Annotated in this window: 19 protein-coding genes; 13 read left to right on the plus strand and 6 right to left on the minus strand. The window is 66.6% G+C overall.

The genetic code is table 11. The annotated features are described in order from the left end of the window. Positions 1 to 11: 11 nt before the first annotated feature. The gene (locus IM733_RS05330; protein WP_248919874.1) at positions 12 to 1,202 is read right to left on the minus strand and encodes a type II secretion system F family protein; all 1,191 of its coding nucleotides are present in this window, start codon (positions 1,200 to 1,202) and stop codon (positions 12 to 14) included. Positions 1,203 to 1,213: 11 nt separating this feature from the next. After that, a complete protein-coding gene (gspG, locus tag IM733_RS05335) occupies positions 1,214 to 1,639 on the minus strand; it encodes a type II secretion system major pseudopilin GspG (RefSeq protein ID WP_240066012.1) in 426 nt (141 codons plus the stop codon). 174 nt (positions 1,640 to 1,813) lie between these two features. Between gspG and IM733_RS05340 the strand changes: the two genes are divergently transcribed. Beyond that, entirely contained in the window at positions 1,814 to 2,404 is a 591-nt protein-coding gene (locus IM733_RS05340) for a lytic transglycosylase domain-containing protein (RefSeq protein WP_248919875.1), read from the plus strand. A gap of 90 nt (positions 2,405 to 2,494) precedes the next feature. Here IM733_RS05340 and IM733_RS05345 read toward each other — a convergent pair whose 3' ends face one another. Both IM733_RS05345 and IM733_RS05350 read right to left on the minus strand, forming a co-directional pair. Further along, positions 2,495 to 3,316 (minus strand): aldo/keto reductase, encoded by an 822-nt coding sequence (locus IM733_RS05345; RefSeq protein ID WP_248919876.1) that lies wholly within the window; start codon positions 3,314 to 3,316, stop codon positions 2,495 to 2,497. Further along, positions 3,304 to 4,209, minus strand: a complete 906-nt coding sequence (locus IM733_RS05350; RefSeq protein ID WP_213660863.1) for a LysR family transcriptional regulator — start codon at positions 4,207 to 4,209, stop codon at positions 3,304 to 3,306. Before IM733_RS05350 ends, IM733_RS05345 begins: the two co-directional genes overlap by 13 nt. 120 nt (positions 4,210 to 4,329) lie before the next feature. Here IM733_RS05350 and IM733_RS05355 point away from each other — a divergent pair, with 120 nt between their 5' ends. Together IM733_RS05355 and IM733_RS05360 are read left to right on the plus strand one after the other, a co-directional pair. Continuing rightward, positions 4,330 to 5,028: a CoA transferase subunit A gene (locus tag IM733_RS05355; RefSeq protein ID WP_011533669.1), complete on the plus strand. Its 699-nt coding sequence runs from the start codon at positions 4,330 to 4,332 to the stop codon at positions 5,026 to 5,028. A gap of 35 nt (positions 5,029 to 5,063) precedes the next feature. Then, positions 5,064 to 5,720: a CoA transferase subunit B gene (locus IM733_RS05360; RefSeq protein WP_011533670.1), complete on the plus strand. Its 657-nt coding sequence runs from the start codon at positions 5,064 to 5,066 to the stop codon at positions 5,718 to 5,720. A 149-nt stretch (positions 5,721 to 5,869) separates the two neighbouring features. Here IM733_RS05360 and IM733_RS05365 read toward each other — a convergent pair whose 3' ends face one another. Further along, a complete protein-coding gene (locus IM733_RS05365) occupies positions 5,870 to 6,589 on the minus strand; it encodes a nucleotidyltransferase family protein (RefSeq protein WP_248919877.1) in 720 nt (239 codons plus the stop codon). Between the two features lie 16 nt (positions 6,590 to 6,605). Then, positions 6,606 to 7,601, minus strand: coding sequence for a kinase (locus tag IM733_RS05370; protein WP_248919878.1), 996 nt, complete (start codon positions 7,599 to 7,601; stop codon positions 6,606 to 6,608). A 544-nt stretch (positions 7,602 to 8,145) separates the two neighbouring features. Between IM733_RS05370 and IM733_RS05375 the strand changes: the two genes are divergently transcribed. The 10 genes from IM733_RS05375 to IM733_RS05420 are packed head-to-tail and all read left to right on the plus strand — an operon-like array spanning position 8,146 to position 19,258. Next, on the plus strand, positions 8,146 to 9,084 hold the full coding sequence (locus tag IM733_RS05375; RefSeq protein ID WP_248919879.1) for an SPASM domain-containing protein: 939 nt from the start codon (positions 8,146 to 8,148) through the stop codon (positions 9,082 to 9,084). Further along, positions 9,081 to 9,902, plus strand: coding sequence for a class I SAM-dependent methyltransferase (locus tag IM733_RS05380; protein ID WP_248919880.1), 822 nt, complete (start codon positions 9,081 to 9,083; stop codon positions 9,900 to 9,902). The genes IM733_RS05375 and IM733_RS05380 overlap by 4 nt, the downstream gene beginning before the upstream one ends. After that, positions 9,899 to 10,990: a glycosyltransferase family 4 protein gene (locus IM733_RS05385; protein ID WP_248919881.1), complete on the plus strand. Its 1,092-nt coding sequence runs from the start codon at positions 9,899 to 9,901 to the stop codon at positions 10,988 to 10,990. Before IM733_RS05380 ends, IM733_RS05385 begins: the two co-directional genes overlap by 4 nt. After that, positions 10,987 to 11,694 (plus strand): PIG-L deacetylase family protein, encoded by a 708-nt coding sequence (locus IM733_RS05390; RefSeq protein WP_248919882.1) that lies wholly within the window; start codon positions 10,987 to 10,989, stop codon positions 11,692 to 11,694. The genes IM733_RS05385 and IM733_RS05390 overlap by 4 nt, the downstream gene beginning before the upstream one ends. After that, positions 11,675 to 12,484 (plus strand): glycosyltransferase, encoded by an 810-nt coding sequence (locus tag IM733_RS05395; protein ID WP_248919883.1) that lies wholly within the window; start codon positions 11,675 to 11,677, stop codon positions 12,482 to 12,484. The genes IM733_RS05390 and IM733_RS05395 overlap by 20 nt, the downstream gene beginning before the upstream one ends. Next, positions 12,481 to 13,755, plus strand: coding sequence for a DegT/DnrJ/EryC1/StrS family aminotransferase (locus IM733_RS05400; RefSeq protein ID WP_248919884.1), 1,275 nt, complete (start codon positions 12,481 to 12,483; stop codon positions 13,753 to 13,755). Before IM733_RS05395 ends, IM733_RS05400 begins: the two co-directional genes overlap by 4 nt. After that, positions 13,752 to 14,930 carry a 3-dehydroquinate synthase family protein gene (locus IM733_RS05405; RefSeq protein WP_248919885.1) on the plus strand — a complete coding sequence of 393 codons (1,179 nt, stop codon included), beginning with the start codon at positions 13,752 to 13,754 and terminating at the stop codon, positions 14,928 to 14,930. Before IM733_RS05400 ends, IM733_RS05405 begins: the two co-directional genes overlap by 4 nt. Before the next feature lie 37 nt (positions 14,931 to 14,967). Continuing rightward, positions 14,968 to 16,326: a UDP-N-acetylglucosamine 2-epimerase gene (locus tag IM733_RS05410; protein WP_248919886.1), complete on the plus strand. Its 1,359-nt coding sequence runs from the start codon at positions 14,968 to 14,970 to the stop codon at positions 16,324 to 16,326. Then, positions 16,323 to 18,215: an asparagine synthetase B family protein gene (locus tag IM733_RS05415; RefSeq protein ID WP_248919887.1), complete on the plus strand. Its 1,893-nt coding sequence runs from the start codon at positions 16,323 to 16,325 to the stop codon at positions 18,213 to 18,215. The genes IM733_RS05410 and IM733_RS05415 overlap by 4 nt, the downstream gene beginning before the upstream one ends. Then, complete coding sequence (locus tag IM733_RS05420; RefSeq protein ID WP_248919888.1) at positions 18,212 to 19,258, plus strand: Gfo/Idh/MocA family protein; 1,047 nt, start codon at positions 18,212 to 18,214, stop codon at positions 19,256 to 19,258. The genes IM733_RS05415 and IM733_RS05420 overlap by 4 nt, the downstream gene beginning before the upstream one ends. Positions 19,259 to 19,279: the final 21 nt, after the last annotated feature.

Here is a 19,279-nt window from a genome sequence, read left to right on the forward strand (position 1 = left end):
TGCCAGCGCGTTCAATGGATACTTGAAGCCAGTTCGAAGATCGGCATGTACATCAGGATCACGATCAGCCCGATCAGCAGGCCGATGAACGTCATCAGCAGCGGCTCGAACAGTTTGACGAACCACTCCACCCAGCGACCGATCTCCTGGTCGTGGAAGTCCGCGCAGCGTTCGAGCATCTCGCCCAGGTTGCCCGACTGCTCGCCCGCACGAAGCAGGCGCAAGGCAACCGGCGTCACCAGTTGCCCGGTTTCCAGTGCGTCGGACAGTGGCAGGCCTTCGCCAACGCGGCGGCTGGCGTGCTCCAGGCCGTCCGCCGCGGCGCTGCCCAGCAGCCCGCGGGCCATGCCCAGGGCGGTAAGAATCGGGATGCCGCCCTGCAGCAGGATCCCCAGCGACCGATAGAAACGCGCCAGCTCGTACATCACCAGGCGCCGGTGCAGGGCCGGGATCCGACGTGACTGGCGGCTGGCCCAGCGGCGCACGGCGGGATGGCGACGCAGGGCGACCAGCATCGCGATACCACCGAGGGCGCCGAGGCCCAGGGGCAGTTGCTGGGCGTGCAGGAACAAGCCGATCTGCATCAGCACCCGCGACAACCAGGGCAGTTCGGTGCCCATGCCCTCGAACACCAGGCTGAAACGCGGCACCACGTAGCCCAGCAGGAACAGCACCACGCCGCCGCCCACCAGCAACAGCAGCAGTGGGTACACCGAGGCGCCGACCAGTTTCTGCCGTACCAGGTCGAGGCGTTGGCGATAACCGATGTAGCGGGCCAGGGCATCCCCCAGCGCGCCGGTGCGCTCACTGGACTGCACCAGGGCCACGTAGAGGCTGGGGAACACTTGCGGTTGCCCGGCCAGGGCCTGGGACAGCGAACGGCCTTCGTAGAGTTGGCGCACCAGCAGCTCCAGTGTCTTGCGCGCGGTACCGGCGCTGGCCTTTTCAGCCAGGCTTTCCAGGGCGTCGATCAGGGGCAGGCCAGCGTTGAGCAGGGTCGCCAGTTCCTGGCTGAACAGCACCAGGTCGAAGGCCGCCGCGCGGCGCCAGGGCAGGGCGCGCAGGCCCAGCCCCTGGCCACGCACGCTGAGCACGCGCAAGCCCTGGTCCTGGGCCTGGCGTCGGGCCTGCTCGATGTCCTCGGCTTCCACGTGCAACTGCACCACGCCCTGGCTGCCCAGGGCCTTGAGTCGAAAGCGCATGGCTTGGGCCCTCACTGCCAACTGGTGATCTCGGCGTTTTCCCCGTCGCCGCCGGGCTGGCCGTCCTTGCCCATCGACAGCAGGTCGTATTCGCCGCCGTTCTCCCCCGGTTGCCGGTAGAGGTAGGCGCGGCCCCACGGGTCCTGGGGCACGGCTTTCTGCAGGTAGGGGCCCGACCAGCGCGCCTCGCCGCTGGGCGCGACCACCAGGGCCTGCAGGCCCTGTTCGCTGCTGGGGTAGTGGCCGACTTCCAGGCGATACAGGTCCAGGGCCTTGCCCAGGCCTTCGATCTGCGCTCGCGCCACCTTGGCTTCGGAGCGGCCGAGCTGGCTGAAGTACTTGGGCGCGACGATGCCGGCCAACAGGCCGAGCACCACCAGCACCACCAGCAGTTCGAGCAGGGTGAAACCACGTTGGGCGAAATGTCTGCGCTGCATGGGGGAACCCTCCGTTGCGTGTGCAGGGGGCTCATGCAACTGCCGTGCACGTCTGCGCCGGGCCCTTGCGCCATGCGGGGTGGCAAGCGGCACGGGGCTTGCGTCGTCATTGCAGGCCTCGGGTTTTCCGGGGCATTTCCCCCACATCGGGGGCCACGGTGGGAGGCGACCGACATGCGTGGACTGATTCTCGGGTTGACCGGGCTGCTGGCGTTGGGCGCCCAGGCCGATGTGTATGTCTCCAGCGATGGCAAGGGCGGTTACGTGCTGTCCAACGTGCATCGGCCGGGGCGGCACTATGAGCGGGTGATCAGCGAAGCGGGCAGCGGGCCGGTCGATGCACAGCTGGTCACCGGGCGCCCGTATGCCGACCTGGTGGCCGCCGCCGCGCTGGCCAACGATGTGCCGCAGGCCTTGTTGCATGCGCTGATCAAGGCCGAGTCCGGCTACAACCCCAAAGCGCGCTCGGCCAAGGGCGCGGGTGGGTTGATGCAGTTGATGCCGGACACCGCCAGGGAACTGGGGGTGAAGGATGTGCTGGACCCGCAAGCCAACCTGCAGGGGGGCGCTCGCTACTTGAAGCGCATGCTGACCCTGTTCGACAACGACATCACGTTGGCGGTGGCCGCTTACAACGCCGGGCCGGAAGCGGTGCTCAGCCGTGGCAAGGTGGTACCCCCGTTTGCCGAGACGCGCCGCTATGTGCCGACGGTGCTGCGTGATTACCGATTATTGCGAGGGTTGGCGGAAGACGCGCCCTTGTAGGCGCTGGCTTTGCCGGCGATCACCGGTGTAGCCGGTGCCAACCACCGCGTCGTCTGGTTCGCCGGCAAAGCCGGTATCTACAGGGGTTCATCAGAGCATCGCCAGGTGCTGCTTGCGCGTCGGTGGCGCGAACGCTTGGTCGATCGCCAGCAGGTCCGCGTCGTCCAATACCAGCGACCCGGCTGCGGCGTTCAAGCGCACATGCTCGGGCTTCACCGCCTTGGGGATGGCGATCACCCCATCCTCACGCGTCACCCACGCCAGGCTCACCTGTGCCGGTGTCGCCCCATGGCGCTCGGCGATCTCCCCCAACACTGGGTGACGCAGCAAGCGCCCGGCCTGGGCCAGTGGGCAATAAGCCATGGTCGGCAGCTGTCGTTGCCGGCTCCACGGCAGCAGGTCGAATTCGATACCGCGCTCGGCCGGGTTGTACAGCACCTGGTTGGTGGCACAGGCCGGGCTATCCAGTTCGCGCAGGTCATCGAGGTCGAAGTTGGAGACGCCCCAGCGGCGGATCTTGCCCTGCTCGACCAGGCGTTCGAAGGCCTCCACCGTCTCTTCCAGCGGGCACTGCCCACGCCAGTGCAGCAGGTACAGGTCGATGCAGTCGGTGCCCAGGCGTTTGAGGCTGCGTGCACAGGCCTCGGGCACGCCGCGCCGGCTGGCGTTGTGCGGATACACCTTGCTGACCAGGAACACCTGGTCGCGACGCCCGGCGATGGCCTGGCCGACCACCTGCTCGGCGCCGCCCTCGGCGTACATCTCGGCGGTGTCGATCAGGGTCAGGCCCAGCTCGATCCCCTGTTGCAGCGCCGCTACCTCGGCGGCTTTGTGGCCTGGATCCTCGCCCATGTACCAGGTGCCCTGGCCTATGGCCGGCACGCGGGAGCCCGCCAGATTCACGTAACGCATGTCACCTCCTGTGGAAGGGTATGGGTCAGCAGTACATCGAGCAGGGCCTCGGCCGCTTTTGACAGCTTGTGGTCGCTCAGGGCGATCACGCCGATGCGCCGCTCAATGGTGGGTTCGACCAGCGCCACGCAGCGCGCGCCGAGCTCCTGCATCTGCTCGATGCACAGCGCCGGCACGGCGCTTACGCCCAGGCCGCTGGCGACCATGCGGCCGACGGTCGACAGCTGGTGGCTTTCGAAGGCCACCGCCAGCTTGCCATGGTTGGCGGCCAGGTGCTGCTCCAGCAACAGGCGCACGGCGGAGGGCCGCTGCAGGGCGATGAAATCCTGGGCCAGCAGTTCCTGCCAGCGCACCTGTGGCTGGCGGGCGAGGGGCGAGTCGGCGGGCACCACGGCCACGAAGCGGTCCATGTACAACGGGTGGAAACGCAACGCCTCGCTGCGCTCGGGCTCGAAGCCGATGCCCAGCTCGACCCGGCGATGGCGCACCAGTTCCAGCACCTGCTCGTTGATCACGTCGTGCACGGTGACGTTGACCTTGGGGTAGCGCTGGCGGAACACCTTCAGCGACTGCGGCAGCAGGTTGCCAGCGAAGGCCGGCATGGCCGCCACCGACACCCGGCCCAGTTGCAGGGTGAAGCGCTGGCGCAGCAGCTCTTCGGTGTCGTCCCAGTCGGCCAGCAGGCGCCGGGCCAGGGGCAGCAGTACCTCACCCTCGGGGGTCAGGCTGACGCTGCGGGTGGTACGGGTGAGCAGGGCGCCGCCGAGGTTGTCCTCCAGCGCCTTGATGGTCAGGCTCAGGGCCGGTTGCGAGACGTGCAGGTGTTCGCCGGCCTGGGCGAAGCTCTGGTACTTGGCCACGGTGACGAAAGCACGCAGTTGCTTGACGTTCATGACAGGCTTGCCCTTTGTTTTGCAAAAGTTATCAATCGATGACGAAAACAAAATTAACAAATCAGTCGTCTACAGTGAAGATGACCGCACGGTTCCAACAACGACAAAAGGCGACTGAGCATGGCCGGACTGGACAAGCGTGTAGCAACTTATGAAGAGGCCCTGGCAGGCCTGACCGACGACATGACGGTACTGGCCGGCGGCTTTGGCCTGTGCGGCATCCCCGAGAACCTCATCGCCGAGATCAAGCGCCGTGGCGTCAAGGGCTTGACCGTGGTCTCGAACAACTGCGGCGTCGACGGTTTCGGTCTGGGCGTACTGCTCGAAGAGCGGCAGATCCGCAAGATGGTCGCCTCGTACGTGGGCGAGAACGCCGAGTTCGAGCGCCAACTGCTCAGCGGCGAGCTGGAAGTGGAGCTGACCCCCCAAGGCACCCTGGCCGAGAAAATGCGCGCCGGTGGTGCCGGCATCCCGGCCTTCTACACCGCCACCGGCTACGGCACCCCGGTCGCCGAAGGCAAGGAAGTGCGCGAGTTCAAGGGCCGCAAGTACATCCTCGAAGAGTCGATCACCGGCGACTTCGCCATCGTCAAGGGCTGGAAGGCCGACCACTACGGCAACGTGGTGTACCGCAACACCGCGCAGAACTTCAACCCGCTGGCCGCCACCGCCGGCAAGATCACCGTGGTAGAGGTCGAGGAAATCGTCGAGCCCGGCGTGCTGCTGCCCAGCGAGATCCACACCCCGGGCATCTACGTCGACCGGATCATCGTCGGCACCTTCGAGAAGCGCATCGAGAAGCGCACCGTCAAGGCCTGAGCGCCGTCCTCAAGAACAACAAAGAGATCCTGACCATGGCATTGACTCGCGAACAAATGGCGCAACGCGTCGCCCGTGAACTGAAGGACGGCTACTACGTCAACCTCGGTATCGGCATCCCCACCCTGGTGGCCAACTACGTCCCCGCCGACATGGATGTGATGCTGCAATCGGAAAACGGCCTGCTGGGCATGGGCGAGTTCCCCACCGAAAGCACGATCGACGCCGACATGATCAACGCTGGCAAGCAGACCGTCACCGCCCGCCGTGGCGCGTCGATCTTCGACTCGGCGCAGTCCTTCGCGATGATCCGTGGCGGCCACGTCGACCTCACCGTGCTGGGGGCCTTCGAGGTGGACGTGGAGGGCAACATCGCCTCGTGGATGATCCCCGGCAAGCTGGTCAAGGGCATGGGCGGCGCCATGGACCTGGTGGCCGGCGCCGACAACATCATCGTCACCATGACCCACGCCTCGAAGGATGGCGAGTCCAAGCTGCTGCCGCGCTGCAGCCTACCGCTGACCGGTGCCGGTTGCATTCGCAAGGTGCTTACCGACCTGGCCTACCTGGAGATCGAGAACGGTGCGTTCATCCTGCGCGAGACCGCGCCGGGGGTGAGTGTCGAGGAGATCATCGAGAAGACCGCCGGCAAGTTGATCGTGCCGGACGATGTGAAGGAAATGACGTTCTGATCCTTAAGGTGTCGTGAGAACCCCGTGGCCACGTCACGGGGTTTTTTATTGCGAGACGCAAGCCGGCAGCTTTGCAGCGTTCTCAAGACCGAGCGCCGCCCGCGCGGCGCTCGATCTCATGCGCGTTGCAAAGCCATCGCCGCCCCCCCTCAACGCCGGGCATTGATCAGCGCATCCGCACGCTGGTAGTCGTAGGGCAACCCAATGTCGATAAACCGCCCCGACGCCTCGAACCCCAGCACATTCAAGCCACTGTCCAGCCACTGCGGCAGCAGCTGCTCTTCCAACGACGCTGCCTGCCCGGCCCGATGGGCGAGGTACTCCAGGCACGCCCGGCGCATCCAGTAGACCCCGCCATTGACCCATGCCGCCGCATCGGCGCGGGTATGGGCGAAGGCCAGGACATGACCGCTGTCATCGAGGGTGATGCCTGTGTAACGCCGGGGTTCCCCGTTGCGAAACAGCGCCAGGCAGCAGTCGGCGTGGTGCTGCTCGGCGTACTGCTGGAGCGTGGCCAGGTCCAGGGTGAACCAGGTGTCGCCATTGAGCAGCAGGAAGTTCTCGTCGGCCTCCGTCAGGTGTTCGAGCGCCATCAGTAGCCCGCCGCCTGTGCCCAGGGGCCGCGGCTCCCGCGCATAGTGCAGCGTGGCGCCCCGGTAGCCGTCACCGAAGTGCTCGACGATCGCTTCATGGCGATACCCGACCGAGAGCACGAAGCGCTCGATGCCCTGGTCGATCCAGTAGTCGAACAGATACTCCAGGAACGGTCGCCCGGCGATGGGCGCCATCGGCTTGGGTAGGTCGCTGACCACGCTGCGCAAGCGTGTGCCCAGGCCTCCGGCCAGAACCACAGCGGTACGTATGGACATGTCTTGGGCTCCTGTATCAGAAGGCGCTGGGCTGGTAGCGCATCAACTGGCTGCCGGACTGCTCGAACCGGAAAGGCACATGCACCAGGTCGCGCAGGCTTTCGCGGACCTGGGCCTGCAACTCAGGCTTGACGAACAGCAGCATGAAACCGCCACCGCCAGCCCCCAGCAGCTTGCCGCCAATGGCGCCAGAAGAGCGGGCGATGGTGTAGAGGTGGTCGATGTCGTGGTTGCTGACCTGGTTCGACAGGTTTTTCTTGAGCAGCCAGCTGCAATGCAGCAACTCACCGAAGGCCTCCAGCGGCCCTGGGCCCTGGAGGATGGCGAGTGCCTCGTCGACCATGGCATGGAGGCGGGTCAGCTCAGCGAGACGGTTGCCCAGGTTGTCGATCTTCGATTGGGCAACCTTGGCCGCGATCCTGGAAAAACCGGTGAAAAACAGCATCAGGTGGGCTTGCAGTGCCTCGAGACGAGGCCTTGGCACAGCGGCCGGGGTGACGGTGAAACCGCCTTCGCCGCGCAGGAAGTCGATACGGTTGAAGCCGCCGACCGCGGCAGCGATCTGGTCCTGGGAGCCGACGCTTTCGCCGATAACCTGCTGCTCCACATGCTGGGCCAGCCTGGCCAGCGCTTCACGGGCGATGACGTGGCCGTGCAGGGCCTTCAATGCGTGCAGCAGGCCGACGGTGAAGGAGGAACTGGAGCCCATGCCCGAGCGGGCAGGCAGGTCGCCGTCGACATGGATCTCGAGGCCGTCCTCGCAGCCCAGGTACTGCAACACGGCGCGCACCGCAGGGTGTTCGATCTCGCGGGGGTGCATCACGTTCTCGATCCGTGAATAGGCTATCCGGAACCGGTGTTCGAAGAACGGCGGCAGGTGGCGGCAACTGATATAGCAATACTTGTCGATGGCGGTAGACAGTACCGCACCGCCATGGGCTTTGTACCAGGCGGGATAATCCGTGCCGCCGCCAAAGAACGAAATACGATAAGGCGTGCGGGTAATGATCACAGGCGAGCGACTCCCAATATACAACGGTGTATGTGGGGCGTGATTCATTGTGCGGGCGACTCACAATGCAAGCGCCATCCATTGCTGTTTTTGCTAGGCGAGTTCCTTGCCTAAGTTATGGCTTTGTCGGCGGGTGTTATATAAAAAGCAATAGTCATATTGTGGGTCTGAGAAGAAGTTTATTTGCAAGTTGGTGGCGCACTGAATGCCCAGCTTAGCAGTGCTGCAAGCCCTTTCTGGCGCCGTTTGTCGGCGGTTTTTTTGCTGCTTTTGCATGGGTTTGGCAAATATTGCGCTGCTGAAAACCAGTGCTATCGTAGAACTTCACCACGCGCCTGGCAGGCAGAACGTTATCGGGTTCGGGGTTAGGGAAGAGTCAAATTATTGGTCCCACGGATATGCAGGGAAGTAGGGGCGTACGGCCATGACTGATAGTATTCAGTTTATTCAGCTTAAAAGTGCCTGTCGTGATCCGGTGACCCATGCCGAATTACCGCGTGCTATTTACGTCGAGTTGACGGACCGCTGTAACCTGGTGTGCCCGATGTGTCGGTGCAGCCCGGTCAAAGGCAATATCCTGCCGCTGCCGATGTTCAAGGAAATAGCGGCCGCGCTGTTTCCCACCGCCGAATTCGTCGACCTGCGTGGTTGGGGCGAGAGCACCATCGTGCCAGGCTTTCTCGACTACCTGGACGTGGCGCTGGGTTATCCGGTCAAGCTCAAGCTGATCACCAACGCGGTGGTGCGCAAACCGCAGCTGTGGCAGCGCCTGGGGCATGAGGGCATCACCGTGGGCGTCTCGTTCGATGCCGCCACGGCGCCGCTGTTTCGCGAACTGCGTGGTGGCGCCGAACTTCGGCAGGTGCTGGGCAACCTGTGCCTGCTCACCGAGGCCCAGCGCGAGGCCGGGTATGACCCGGCGGAAAAACTCTACCTGTGCGTGACCGTCAGCGGGCGCAACCTCGACGAACTGGAAACCATCATCACCCTGGGTATGGAACTGGGCGTACGCCGGTTCAAGTTCGAACCGCTGTGGGCGCCCGACGAAGACCCCAATCGCCTGGAGTTCCACGCCGAAAAGGTCGCCACGGTAATGGCCCGACTTGGTCAGTTGCAACGTCGGCACCACCTGCAACTCGAGCTGTCGGCGGCACTTTCCGCGGCCAGCATCCAGCACCACGCCGTGAACAAGGTCTGCATCCACCCCTGGCAATACCTCTACATCAACAGCCGTGGGCGCCTGGGCTTCTGCGACCACCTCAACGGCCGCGACGAGTTCACCTTTGGTGACTGGCAGCAGGGCGGTTTCGCGGCCTTCTGGAATGGCCCCGAAATGCGCCAGTTGCGCGCCGAGCATCACCAGCGCCTGGGCGGGCCGGCCATCAAGCAGTGCGCCGATTGCAACTGGTGCTACGAGCGCCGCTACATGGACCTGGAAGACTGGCTGGAGCCTGAGTGGGCCAACTATAGGGTGACCCTGTGAACCTTCGTGACATGACCCTCGACCCACCCTGGCTGGCGAACTTCTACGACCCGGCCTTGTTCGATGCCAGCGCCGGGGACGCCGACTCCGCGAACACCATCGCCTGGTACCGCGAGCAGTTGCGCGGGCCGGCGCGCCAGGTGCTGGACATCGGTTGCGGTACCGGGCGCCTGGCTCTGCCGCTGCTGGAGGATGGCCACAGGGTGCATGGGCTGGACATCAGCGAGGCGATGCTGGGCTACCTGGCCACCAAGGCCGGTGCCCTCGCGCCACAGGTTCGGGCCCGTTTGAGCTGGGCCCACGGCAGTGTGCTCGACGAATCACCGCGCGAGACCTTCGATGCCTTGGTCGCCGCCGATGACTTCGTGACCCATTTCGACCTCGACCAGTTGCGGCGCTTCATGGCCATCGCCCATGCCGCGCTGCGCCCCGGTGGCCAGTTGCTGACCGATATGCGTGAACGCTCGGCAGCCCGCCTGGCTGCCGCCGCGGCGCCATTCCCCAAGCCCCTGCAGAGTCATGGCCTGGCGGGTGGCATCGCCAGTGAACAGGGGCCACTGCATGTGGCGATGATGGGGTGGGAGGAGTACGACCCCGAGAGCCGTTGGCTGGTCAGCCACCAGTTGTACAGTTTCATCGATAACCAAGGGCGCGAAGCGCGGCGCGACTGGAAGACCATCCGCCAGCGTAACCACAGCAATGCCGAACTGGTCGAAGCCGCGCAACGAGCGGGCTTCGTGGTCGAGCGTATCAGCGGGCGCGACCTTGCTGGCGCGCCCGGTGAACAGGGTGGGTTCTTTCAGCTGGTGCGCCCATGAAGCCTGCGCTGGAACTGATCTGGGTGGTGCCCTCGCTGGCAGGCCTGGGTGGCAGTGAGTACGCCGCCGTGACCTTTGCCCGGCTGGTGGCTGGCGACGGTCATCGGGTGCGCTTGCTCACCGGGCCTGAAGTGCACCCGGCGTGGCAGGCACTGTTACAGGTCGATGGCCTGAGTGTGGTTCAGGACCCGGATGGCAGCGCGATGGTCATGGCCGACACGCTGGCGTGCCTGCTGGCGGCACGGCCCGCCGACCTGATCCAGTTCATGCCCATCGAAGCCCATTGCCTGGCGTGGCTGGACCGGTGCTCGGCGGTGCCTGTCATCGGTTGGGAGCCCACCGACCTGAGCCCCCGATGCTGGTGGTTGCCGAGCGCGTTGAAACAACGCCTGCGCGAGCTCGACGGGCTGTTGGTGCTCAACCCCGACGCAGCCCTTCACGCTTGGGAGCATTACACCTTTCGAGGGGATGTCACCATCCTGGCCAACACCTTGGTCAGTGTGCCGGCCACGGTAACGGCGCGTCAGCATGATGGGCTGGTGGTGGGGTGTATTTCGCGCTTGTCGGCGGAAAAGGGCCTGGAGTTCCTGCTGGCGGCCTTCGCCTTGTTGCTTGAGCGCTGCCCACGCGCCACCTTGCGCCTCTGGGGCGAAGGCGAGGATCAGCAGCGCCTGGATAATCTGGCGCGGATGCTGGGCATCGAGGCATCGGTGGATTTTGCCGGCGGCTTCGAACCTTTCGGTGGCATCGATGAAGTGGCCGCGAGCGCCGATGTGTTCGTGCTGAGCTCACTGTTCGAAGGCGCGCCGGTCGCACTCCTGGAACTGGCGGCCAGGGGCCGGCCGCTGGTGGCCTCGGCGACCAGCGGTGCGCGTTGGGTGTGTGGGCAGGCGTACCCATGGCTGACGGCGGTCGGCGACACCCGCGCCATGGCTGATGCCTTGGCGGAAGCACTGAATGGCCAGGGCCGCAAGCTACTGGGCGAGCAGTTGCGCGAACGTTTCGAGCAGCAGTTCGCCCCGGCCCGGGCGCTGGCCACCCTGAACGCGGCCTATGCCCGTGTGCTGGCGGCAGGTCCGCGGCCGTGAGCAGTCGAGGCGAGGCCTGGTTGCTGTCGCCCCACTGCGACGACATCGCCTATTCGTTGGCGGGGCGCTTGCTCAGCGGGGCGGAGCACGGGCAGGGCGTGCGCCTGTTGACGGTCTTTTCCCAGAGCCGTTTCGCCCCTTACGCGCCGGCGCTGAACACCCAGGCGCAGATTTCCAGCTGGCGCCAGGCTGAAGAAGCACGTTTCTGCGCCGCGCTGCACTTGGCCCACGAGTGCCTGCACCTGGCCGAAGCCCCGCTGCGTGGCTATCCCGATGTCGATTCGCTGTTCATCGCCGACGGCGCCACGCCTGACGATCCGGTGCTCGAACGCCTGGAGCGCTGGTTGCGCCAGCGCTTGCAGCAGGGCCGGCCGGCCAGGGTCTATGCGCCGCTGGGGATAGGTGGGCACGTCGACCACCTGCTCACGCGTCGGGCGGCGCAACGGGTGTTCGCCGATGTCTGCCCGCTGCTGTTCTATGAAGACTTGCCCTATGCCGGCGAGTTGTCGGCAGGCGCCCTGGCGCAGCAGTTGGCGCGCACCGCCCAGGGCTTGCGGCCATTGCTCACGCCGTTGGCCGACTGGCTGCCGGAAAAGCTCAGGCACCTGGCCGGCTATGCCTCTCAGGTGGCGGCAAAAGACCTGGCCTCGGTGGCAACCCATGCTCATTTGATTGGAGGTGAACGTGTCTGGACCCTTGGCTGACATCTGTATCCTGACCTTCGCCGTAGATCGCCCACAGGCGTTGGCGCGTTGTATCGCCAGCGTCGCCGCGCAGCAGGGCGGCCTGCGTGTCGAGCATCGCATCCTGTCCGAACGGGCCATGGCCCTGCGGACGCATCCGGCGTTGGTGGGGTGGCGGGAGTGGGTGGTGTGGCAGCCGCTCGAAGGGCAGCCGTTCCAAGGCGCTTCCTCACAGCGTATGGCTCGCCTGCGGGCCGCGGCGCTGGCGCAGGTGGAGCAGCCGCTGGTGGCGTTCCTCGATGATGACAACGCACTCGAACCTGAGCACCTGCAGACCCTCTGCCAGTGCCTGGAGGATCCACAGCTGCAGGCGGCCCATGCCTGGCGCCAGGTGCTCAACCCGGACGGCACGCCGTTCCCGTTCACCCATTACCCCTGGCATGACGACCCGGTGGTGGCCGACAGGATGTACCGCTGGGGCCTGGCCCACGGTGTTTTCAGCCCCGGCAGCCCAGTGATGCGTGACGGTGTGCGCGGCCCCGAGGAGCCCGACAGCTGCGCCACCGTGGACATGAACGAATGGCTGTTCCGCACCGAGTGCCTGCGCAACCTGGGCTTCGACGAGCGCTTCAGCCAGCGTGAGGTGGACCTGCGGGTCGGGGAAGACGACAAGCTGTTCCAGCGGGTGCGCGAGCAAGGGGTGAAGTTCGCCTGCTCGCAGCGCGCCACCGTGCGCTACTACCTGGGCGGCGTGTCCAACCTGCGCCAGACCAGCGGGCCGACCCAGGCCAGCGCCGGAGCCCACCCATGAGCGGCCTGGCATTGTTCGGTGGCACTCCGGTGCACAGCCAGGCCTGGCCACAATGGCCGCAGTCCACGGTGAAAAGCGAACGCGCCCTGCTCACGGTGATGCGCAGCGGGCGTTGGTCGGTCAGTGGCCTGGAGACCGACGGCAACCCGACCTGGGACCAGCGTTTTGCCGAGGCCTTCGCCCATTACAACGGCGTGCGCCACTGCGTGCCCACGGCCAACGGCACCAGCGCCTTGATGGCGGCCATGCAGGCGCTGGGCATCGGCGCCGGGGACGAGGTGATCGTTCCCGGGCTGACGTGGGTGGCCTGCGCCAGCGCGGTGCTGGCGATCAACGCGGTGCCGGTCATCGTCGATATCGATCCCCACTCGCTGTGCCTGGCCCCCCATGCGGTGGAGGCGGCGATCGGCCCACGCACCCGGGCGATCATGGTGGTGCACCTGTACAACGCCATCGCCGACCTGGACGCGCTGCTGCCGATGGCTCGCCGCCATGGCCTGCACCTGATCGAGGATTGCGCCCAGGCCCATGGCGCCCAGTGGCGGGGGCGGCATGTGGGGACGCTTGGCGCGGTCGGCACCTTCAGCATGCAGAACGGCAAGGTACTGACCAGCGGCGAGGGCGGTGCTTGCATCTGTGACGACCCCGACCTGGCCGCGCGCATCTTCCGCCTGCGCGCGGACGGTCGGCAACGGGTCACCGAGGCGGTGCCGGCGGGCTACATGACGCTGGAGGAGGGCGGCCAGGGCTTTGCCCAGAACGCCTGCCTCAGTGAACTCCAGGCGGCGATCCTGCTCAGCCGCCTGGAAGACCTGGACCACGAGAATGCCCAGCGCGCCCGCCAGGCCCAGCGCTTGCGCCTGTTCCTGCAGGAGATTGGCGGGTTCGCCTTCCAGCAGAGCGCCGCAGGCACCGAGCGGACCACCTTGTACCACTTTCCGGTGCGCCTGGAAGCCCCGGAGTTCGACGGCGTGCCAATAGAGCAAGTGTGCCGGGCACTGTCCGCCGAACTGGGCTGCTGGGTGCACCCGCCTTATCCGCCGATGGACGCGTTCGCGGTACTCGCGCCCGGCCATTCCCAGCGCCTGTTGACGGCCCCGCGCGTGCCGCAACCGCTGCGATGCGCCCAAGCCGCGCATCGCCGGCATGTGATGCTGGCCCATTGGTTGTTCCTCGCCGACGACCAGGCCATGGTCCATGTCGGGCAGGCGTTCGCCAAGGTCAAGGAGCACGCGCACGAACTGCGTGCGGGTCAAGGAGAGGGGCTATGAACTCGCTTTTGCAGAACCCACCGGCACGGCGGTCGACCCAGGAGCAGCCGGTACGGACCCTGGATTTCCGCTTTGCTGAGCAGCGCATGGAGATGCTGTTGGGTTACCGCTTCACCGCACAGATTGCCCAGCGGGTCAGCGAGCAGGCCGCGCATATCCTGCTGGTGGCCGATCGACAGGTCTACGAACTGTGGGGCGCGCCGCTGCTCGATGCCCTGCAACGCCACTTGCCGGTAACCTGCCTGCTGGTGGACGCGATTGAGGCGGCCAAGACCCTCGGCGTGCTGCAGGGCTTGCTCGACCAGGCCGTGGCCGGTGGCGCGACCCGGCGCTCCGTGGTGGTGGCGTTCGGCGGCGGCCTGACCGGCAACCTGGCCGGCATGTTGGCTGGCCTGCTGTATCGCGGCATTCGCCTGGTGCACATTCCGACCACGCTGCTGGCGATGTCCGACTCGGTGCTGTCGCAGAAGCAGGCGGTAAACGGCGCCGCTGCGAAGAACATGTACGGCCTGTATCACCCGGCGAGCCTGTGCTGCGTTGATGTGCAGTACCTGCAAAGCCTGCCGGCACCGGCGTTCTCCGCCGGCGTGGTGGAACTGTGCAAGAACGGCCTGGCCTTCGATGCCGCGACCGTGCCGGCGCTCGAACGCCTGGTGGCGGATACGTCGCCGGCCGGCTGGATCGAGCTGGTCGAGCTGGGGATCCAGGCCAAGCAGCAACTGCTGCTGGACGACCCGCTGGAGCATGAGCTGGGCGTGGTGCTGGAGTACGGGCACACCGTCGGTCACGCCCTGGAGCTGGAGACCGGCACCCTGACCCACGGCCATGCCGTCGGCCTGGGGATGCTGGTGGCCGCCGCCATCGCCCGGGAACGTGGCTGGCTCAGCGCACAGGAAGAACACCTGCATGCTCAATTGTTGCTGCGCTGCGGCGCGCCGCTGGGCCTGGAACGCTCGCCGTCGTTCGACCAGGTCATGGCGCGTGTCCGCCAGGACAACAAGCGCGGGCGCATTCGCCTGAACGCTGGGCACTACCCCTTCGTGCTGCTGCGCGGCATCGGCCAGCCCGCCATGAGCCAGGGGCAGCCGCTGGTCGGGGTGGATGAAGGTGAGATCCGTCGGGCCTATGCCAAGTTGCAAGCGGGCTACTACACCGCGCTGCACCTTGCCGAGTGACCCATCCTGACCACCGCTCGCGATAAGGACCATCGTGATGCCCGAACCGAATTTCAACCTGGCCTGGGTGGATGAAGCCCGCTTGGCCAATGCCATCGACCAGGCCAACCGCGAGCAGCGGCCGCTATACCTGATCGTGCTCGCCACCAAGCCGTGCTACATCAAACTGGCCAGTCTCGTGTTGGCCTGCGACGCGTTGCAGTTGCCGTTCCTGTTGGTCGACACCGGCCAGCACTATGACCCGGTGCTGACCCAGGCCAGGGACGAGCTGGGTTACCAGCACCTGCTGGCGGTGAGCTTCGGCATCCGTGGGACCTTGCTGGGCCGCACGGCGCAGTTGGCGCTGGCCATCGAGTGCCTCGACACCCGGCTCAAGGCCGGCGGCCTGCGCCAGAGCGCGGTGCCGCTGGTGTCCGGGGACACCGCCACGGCGGCGATGTTCGCCCAGTTCTGGTACCTGGCCCATGGCGCGCGCAGCGTGCACATCGAGGCGGGGCTGCGCAGCTACGGGCCGGATCGTGGCGTCTGGGCGAACCTGCAGGACCTGGCCGAGCAACGCCAGCTGCGTTGGCAGCGGTTTTGCGAGGAGCCGTTCCCCGAGGGGGTCTGCACCACCCTGGCCAGCGTGGTTGGCGACCTGCTGCTGGCCCCGGTGGAGCGCAATGTCGAACACCTGCTGCGCGAGGGCTACCGGCTGCCACAACTGCGCCAGGTCGGCTCCCTGAGCAGTGACGCGGTGCGCCTGGCCCTGCCGCGGGCGGCCCGCAGCCCGTTGTTCAGCCTGTACCCGGCGCTGGCTCAGGGGCGCTGGCTACGGGTGGACCTGCACCGGCGCGAGAACATGACCACCCAGGCCTTGCAGGCGGTGTTGCAGGGGCTGGGGCGACTGGCCATCGACGGTGTCCAGGTGGTGCTGGTGCGCACCAACGCGCTGGACGGTGCGCTGGCCCAGCACTCACTGGCTGGGCTGCTCGACGAAGTTCAGCGCCAGGGCGTGGTGGTGCAACCGATGTGGCCGCACTACACCGATGTCATCCACTTCCTCACTTCCGGCCATTGCCTTGCGCTGTACACCGACAGTGGCGGCCTGCAAGAGGAAGCCACGGTGCTGGGTGTGCCCTGCCTGACCTGCCGCCTGAGCAGCGACCGCCCGGAAACCGTGCTCGACGCGCAGAGCAACCTGCTGTTGCCGCCACTGTCGGCGGCGTTCGTCCATCGGCACCTGCGCGACATTCTGGCTCGCCCGCTGGCCGAGGCCTGGCCGGGCTTGCAGCGCGGCCGCACGCTCTATGGCCAGGCCGTGGGGCAGGGCATCGCCGAGCTGCTCAAGGTGTACGAGGCACCTGCCGTGCTGGCGGGCGCCCAGGCGCGGTACCTGCCTCGGGAGCCAGCATGAACCGCCCGGCGCAGGTCACCACCGCCCAGTTGGCATCTTCGCGTCTGTGCGGTGGGCTCGACGGTGGTGCGGGCGACCTGCGGCCCTGGCTGGCGCCGATGTGCCAGGCCCTGGGGCTCGACAGCGAGCACCTGCCGTCGCTCCAGCACAGCCATACCCTGTGCTGCGGCGAGCTGCTCAACCGCGCCCAGATGCAGGGTTGGCTGGGCCTGGCGGGGCAGCCCCATACCGATGGCGAGCTGCTGACCCGGGCGTTCCTGGCCTGGGGCGAGGTGACGACCCTGAACCGGATCAGCGGCAAGTTCGCCCTGGCGCACTGGAACGCCGAGCGGCAGCGGCTGGTCCTGGCGTGCGACCGTACCACGCAGTTCACGGTGTTCTACGGTCGCCTCGCCGGGCATTGGTTGTTCAGCAGCGACTTCGGTGCGTTCCGGCCGTTGCACCGGCAGCTGGAAGTCGACCGGCAGACGTTGGCGCTGTTCGTGCGCTATGGCTTCGTCCCAGCGCCCCATAGCTTCTACCGGCAGGTGCGCAAGCTGCGGCCCGGTCACTGGGTGGCGCTATCGGTACATGATTGCGGCGAAGTGGAGCAACAACCCTACGCACCTTCGTCCTGGGCATACCTGCCCACCACCCAGCGCAAACCCATCGAGACAGGGCTCGCCACGGCAACCTTCGAGCACCATCTGCTGGCGGCCATCGAGGCCCGCCTGGATGGCTCCACGGCAGGCGCTTTCATGTCTAGCGGGTTCGACTCGACCCTGGGCGCGGCACTGCTGCAGAAAGCCCTGGGCAAGCCCATCCACACTTTCACGGCGGGCTTCCAAGGCATGCATTGCAACGAGGCCCCGGACGCCGCTGCCATCGCTCGGCACCTGGGAACCTTGCACCACGAGATCCGTCTCGATGACGCGGCGCTTGCAGGCGTGGTGCCTGACATCCCCAACGCCTATGGCGAACCCCTGGCCGACTCGTCGCAACTGCCCTCGATGCTGCTGGCCCGCGCCGCAAGCGAGTACGTCGACACGGTGTTCGCCGGCGATGGCGCTGATTGTGTGCTGGGCGAGTACGCCCAACGCCTGGAGATGTACCGCAGCGTGCTGCGGACGCGCAGCCTTCCAGCCTGGACTCGAACGGCGCTGGGCCGTGGCCTGGTGCTGGCCGGGCGCTGTTCGACGCCGTTGGGCACAGGCCTGGCGCGTTGGATCGGGCGGCGCCTGGCGCTGGACGACCCTGGGCGTGATGCCGTCGAGGATGTTCGCGGGGTGCTGGCGGCCGGCGGACTGGGGCAGGTGGAGCGCGTGCTGGGCGCAAGGGTGCTGGACCCCGCGCGGCTGGTACCAGGCGGGCCCTGGCAGGATGTTCCCTGGCCAGGGAGCGGCGCCGAGCCGCCGCGCTTGTCGGTGCTGCTCGACCAACTGGTACAGGTGCAGGGGGAAATCCTCATCGCACCGGTGACGCACAAGACCCTCGGTGCCTGCGACCACGCCGGCCTGCGGGTGGCCATGCCGTTTCTCGACGGGGCGCTGCTGGATTTCGCCCGAGGTCTGCCGCATCGCCTCAAGCACCGCCGGGACACCTCCAAATGGCTGCTGCGCCAGGTGGCCTACCAATACATCCCCAGGGCTCTGCTGGAGCGCAAGAAGCTGGGCTTCAGCATCTGGGTGAGCCCATTGTTGCGCGACTACATGCGCGACTGGGCCGAGCACCTGCTGGCGCCCGGGCGCCTGCGTGACGAAGGCTTCTTCGACGTGGCCCAGGTGCGTTGGGAGTGGACGCGGTTGCTGTACCACGGTGAGCACTTCAGGGAAGAGCGGCTGTGGTCGGTGCTGATGTTTCAACAATGGCTCGACACCAGCCGGGCCTACAGTGTGCGGGGGAACACATGAGCGCGATAAGAACGGCCTTGATCGGCTGCGGCACGGTGTGCGACTGGCACCTGGAAGAGCTGGACAAGCTCAGGGACCTGTTCGACGTGCGCTGCCTGTGCGACAACGTGCCGGGCAAGGCCCAGGCGCTGGCGCAGAAGTGGCGGGTAGCGGGTTGGAGCGAGGACTTCCAGCAGGTGCTGGATGACCCGCTGATCGAGTGCGTGTGGATCCTGACCCCGCCGTTCAACCACGCCGAACTTGCCATCGCCGCGCTGCGGGCCAACAAACACGTGTTCTGCGAAAAGCCCCTGGCCAAGACCGCGGCGCAATGCCAGGAGCTGGTGCGGGTGGCCGAGGACAGCCAGCGGGTGTTCCTGCTGGGCTACCCGATGCGCTTTTCCGCCGATGCGGGCAACCTGCGCAAGGTCGTGCAAAGCGGCGTGCTGGGGCGCCCGGTGGTGCTGCGCGATGTCTGGGCGGTGTGCAAGGGCGCCGACAGCCCGGCCATCCACGATGCCGAGCAGGGCGGCGGGGTGGTGTTCGAGCACACCCACTGGCTGGACTTCGTGACCTGGATGTTCGGCCCGGCGCGCAAGGTCTACGCCTCCACCCGCAAGCTCAAGCTCGGGCCGACCAGCGCCCACGACACCGTGGTCGCGGTGATCGATTTCGTCTCCGGCGACCAGGCGCTGTGGTCCGAGTCCTGGGCCGCCAGCGGCCTGGGCTGGGAGCCCTTGTGCGTGGGGCGCGCCGGGATCCGCCCGACCTTCGATGTGGTCGGCGAGCAGGGCGTGCTGCAGTTTCCCAACGCCCAGGGCGAGAAGGTTCTGAGCTTCTACCGCTATGACCGGCCCGAGCAACCGGTCAGCACCTGGACCTGGCAGCACGACTGGGGCACCAACGACGACGCCTTCCCCAACGAACACCGCCACCTGTACGCCTGCATTCGCCATGGCACGCCGCCGGTGTGCCAGGCCCGCGACGGCCTGCGCGCTGTGCAGTTGGCCGAAGCCATTCTCGAATCCAGCCGCAGCGGCCAGCCGGTGTATCTGCAGCCATAGCCGATCAACAGGGAGGGGATA

Source organism: Pseudomonas entomophila (assembly GCF_023277925.1).
Lineage (GTDB): Bacteria > Pseudomonadota > Gammaproteobacteria > Pseudomonadales > Pseudomonadaceae > Aquipseudomonas > Aquipseudomonas entomophila_D.

Bases quoted from the DNA above. Each gene is read 5' to 3' on its own strand.
- IM733_RS05330 (WP_248919874.1), bottom strand. From the start codon at position 1,202: ATGCGCTTTCGACTCAAGGCCCTGGGCAGCCAGGGCGTGGTGCAGTTG.
- gspG (WP_240066012.1), bottom strand. From the start codon at position 1,639: ATGCAGCGCAGACATTTCGCCCAACGTGGTTTCACCCTGCTCGAACTG.
- IM733_RS05340 (WP_248919875.1), top strand. From the start codon at position 1,814: ATGCGTGGACTGATTCTCGGGTTGACCGGGCTGCTGGCGTTGGGCGCC.
- IM733_RS05345 (WP_248919876.1), bottom strand. From the start codon at position 3,316: ATGCGTTACGTGAATCTGGCGGGCTCCCGCGTGCCGGCCATAGGCCAG.
- IM733_RS05350 (WP_213660863.1), bottom strand. From the start codon at position 4,209: ATGAACGTCAAGCAACTGCGTGCTTTCGTCACCGTGGCCAAGTACCAG.
- IM733_RS05355 (WP_011533669.1), top strand. From the start codon at position 4,330: ATGGCCGGACTGGACAAGCGTGTAGCAACTTATGAAGAGGCCCTGGCA.
- IM733_RS05360 (WP_011533670.1), top strand. From the start codon at position 5,064: ATGGCATTGACTCGCGAACAAATGGCGCAACGCGTCGCCCGTGAACTG.
- IM733_RS05365 (WP_248919877.1), bottom strand. From the start codon at position 6,589: ATGTCCATACGTACCGCTGTGGTTCTGGCCGGAGGCCTGGGCACACGC.
- IM733_RS05375 (WP_248919879.1), top strand. From the start codon at position 8,146: ATGTGTCGGTGCAGCCCGGTCAAAGGCAATATCCTGCCGCTGCCGATG.
- IM733_RS05385 (WP_248919881.1), top strand. From the start codon at position 9,899: ATGAAGCCTGCGCTGGAACTGATCTGGGTGGTGCCCTCGCTGGCAGGC.
- IM733_RS05400 (WP_248919884.1), top strand. From the start codon at position 12,481: ATGAGCGGCCTGGCATTGTTCGGTGGCACTCCGGTGCACAGCCAGGCC.
- IM733_RS05405 (WP_248919885.1), top strand. From the start codon at position 13,752: ATGAACTCGCTTTTGCAGAACCCACCGGCACGGCGGTCGACCCAGGAG.
- IM733_RS05410 (WP_248919886.1), top strand. From the start codon at position 14,968: ATGCCCGAACCGAATTTCAACCTGGCCTGGGTGGATGAAGCCCGCTTG.
- IM733_RS05415 (WP_248919887.1), top strand. From the start codon at position 16,323: ATGAACCGCCCGGCGCAGGTCACCACCGCCCAGTTGGCATCTTCGCGT.
- IM733_RS05420 (WP_248919888.1), top strand. From the start codon at position 18,212: ATGAGCGCGATAAGAACGGCCTTGATCGGCTGCGGCACGGTGTGCGAC.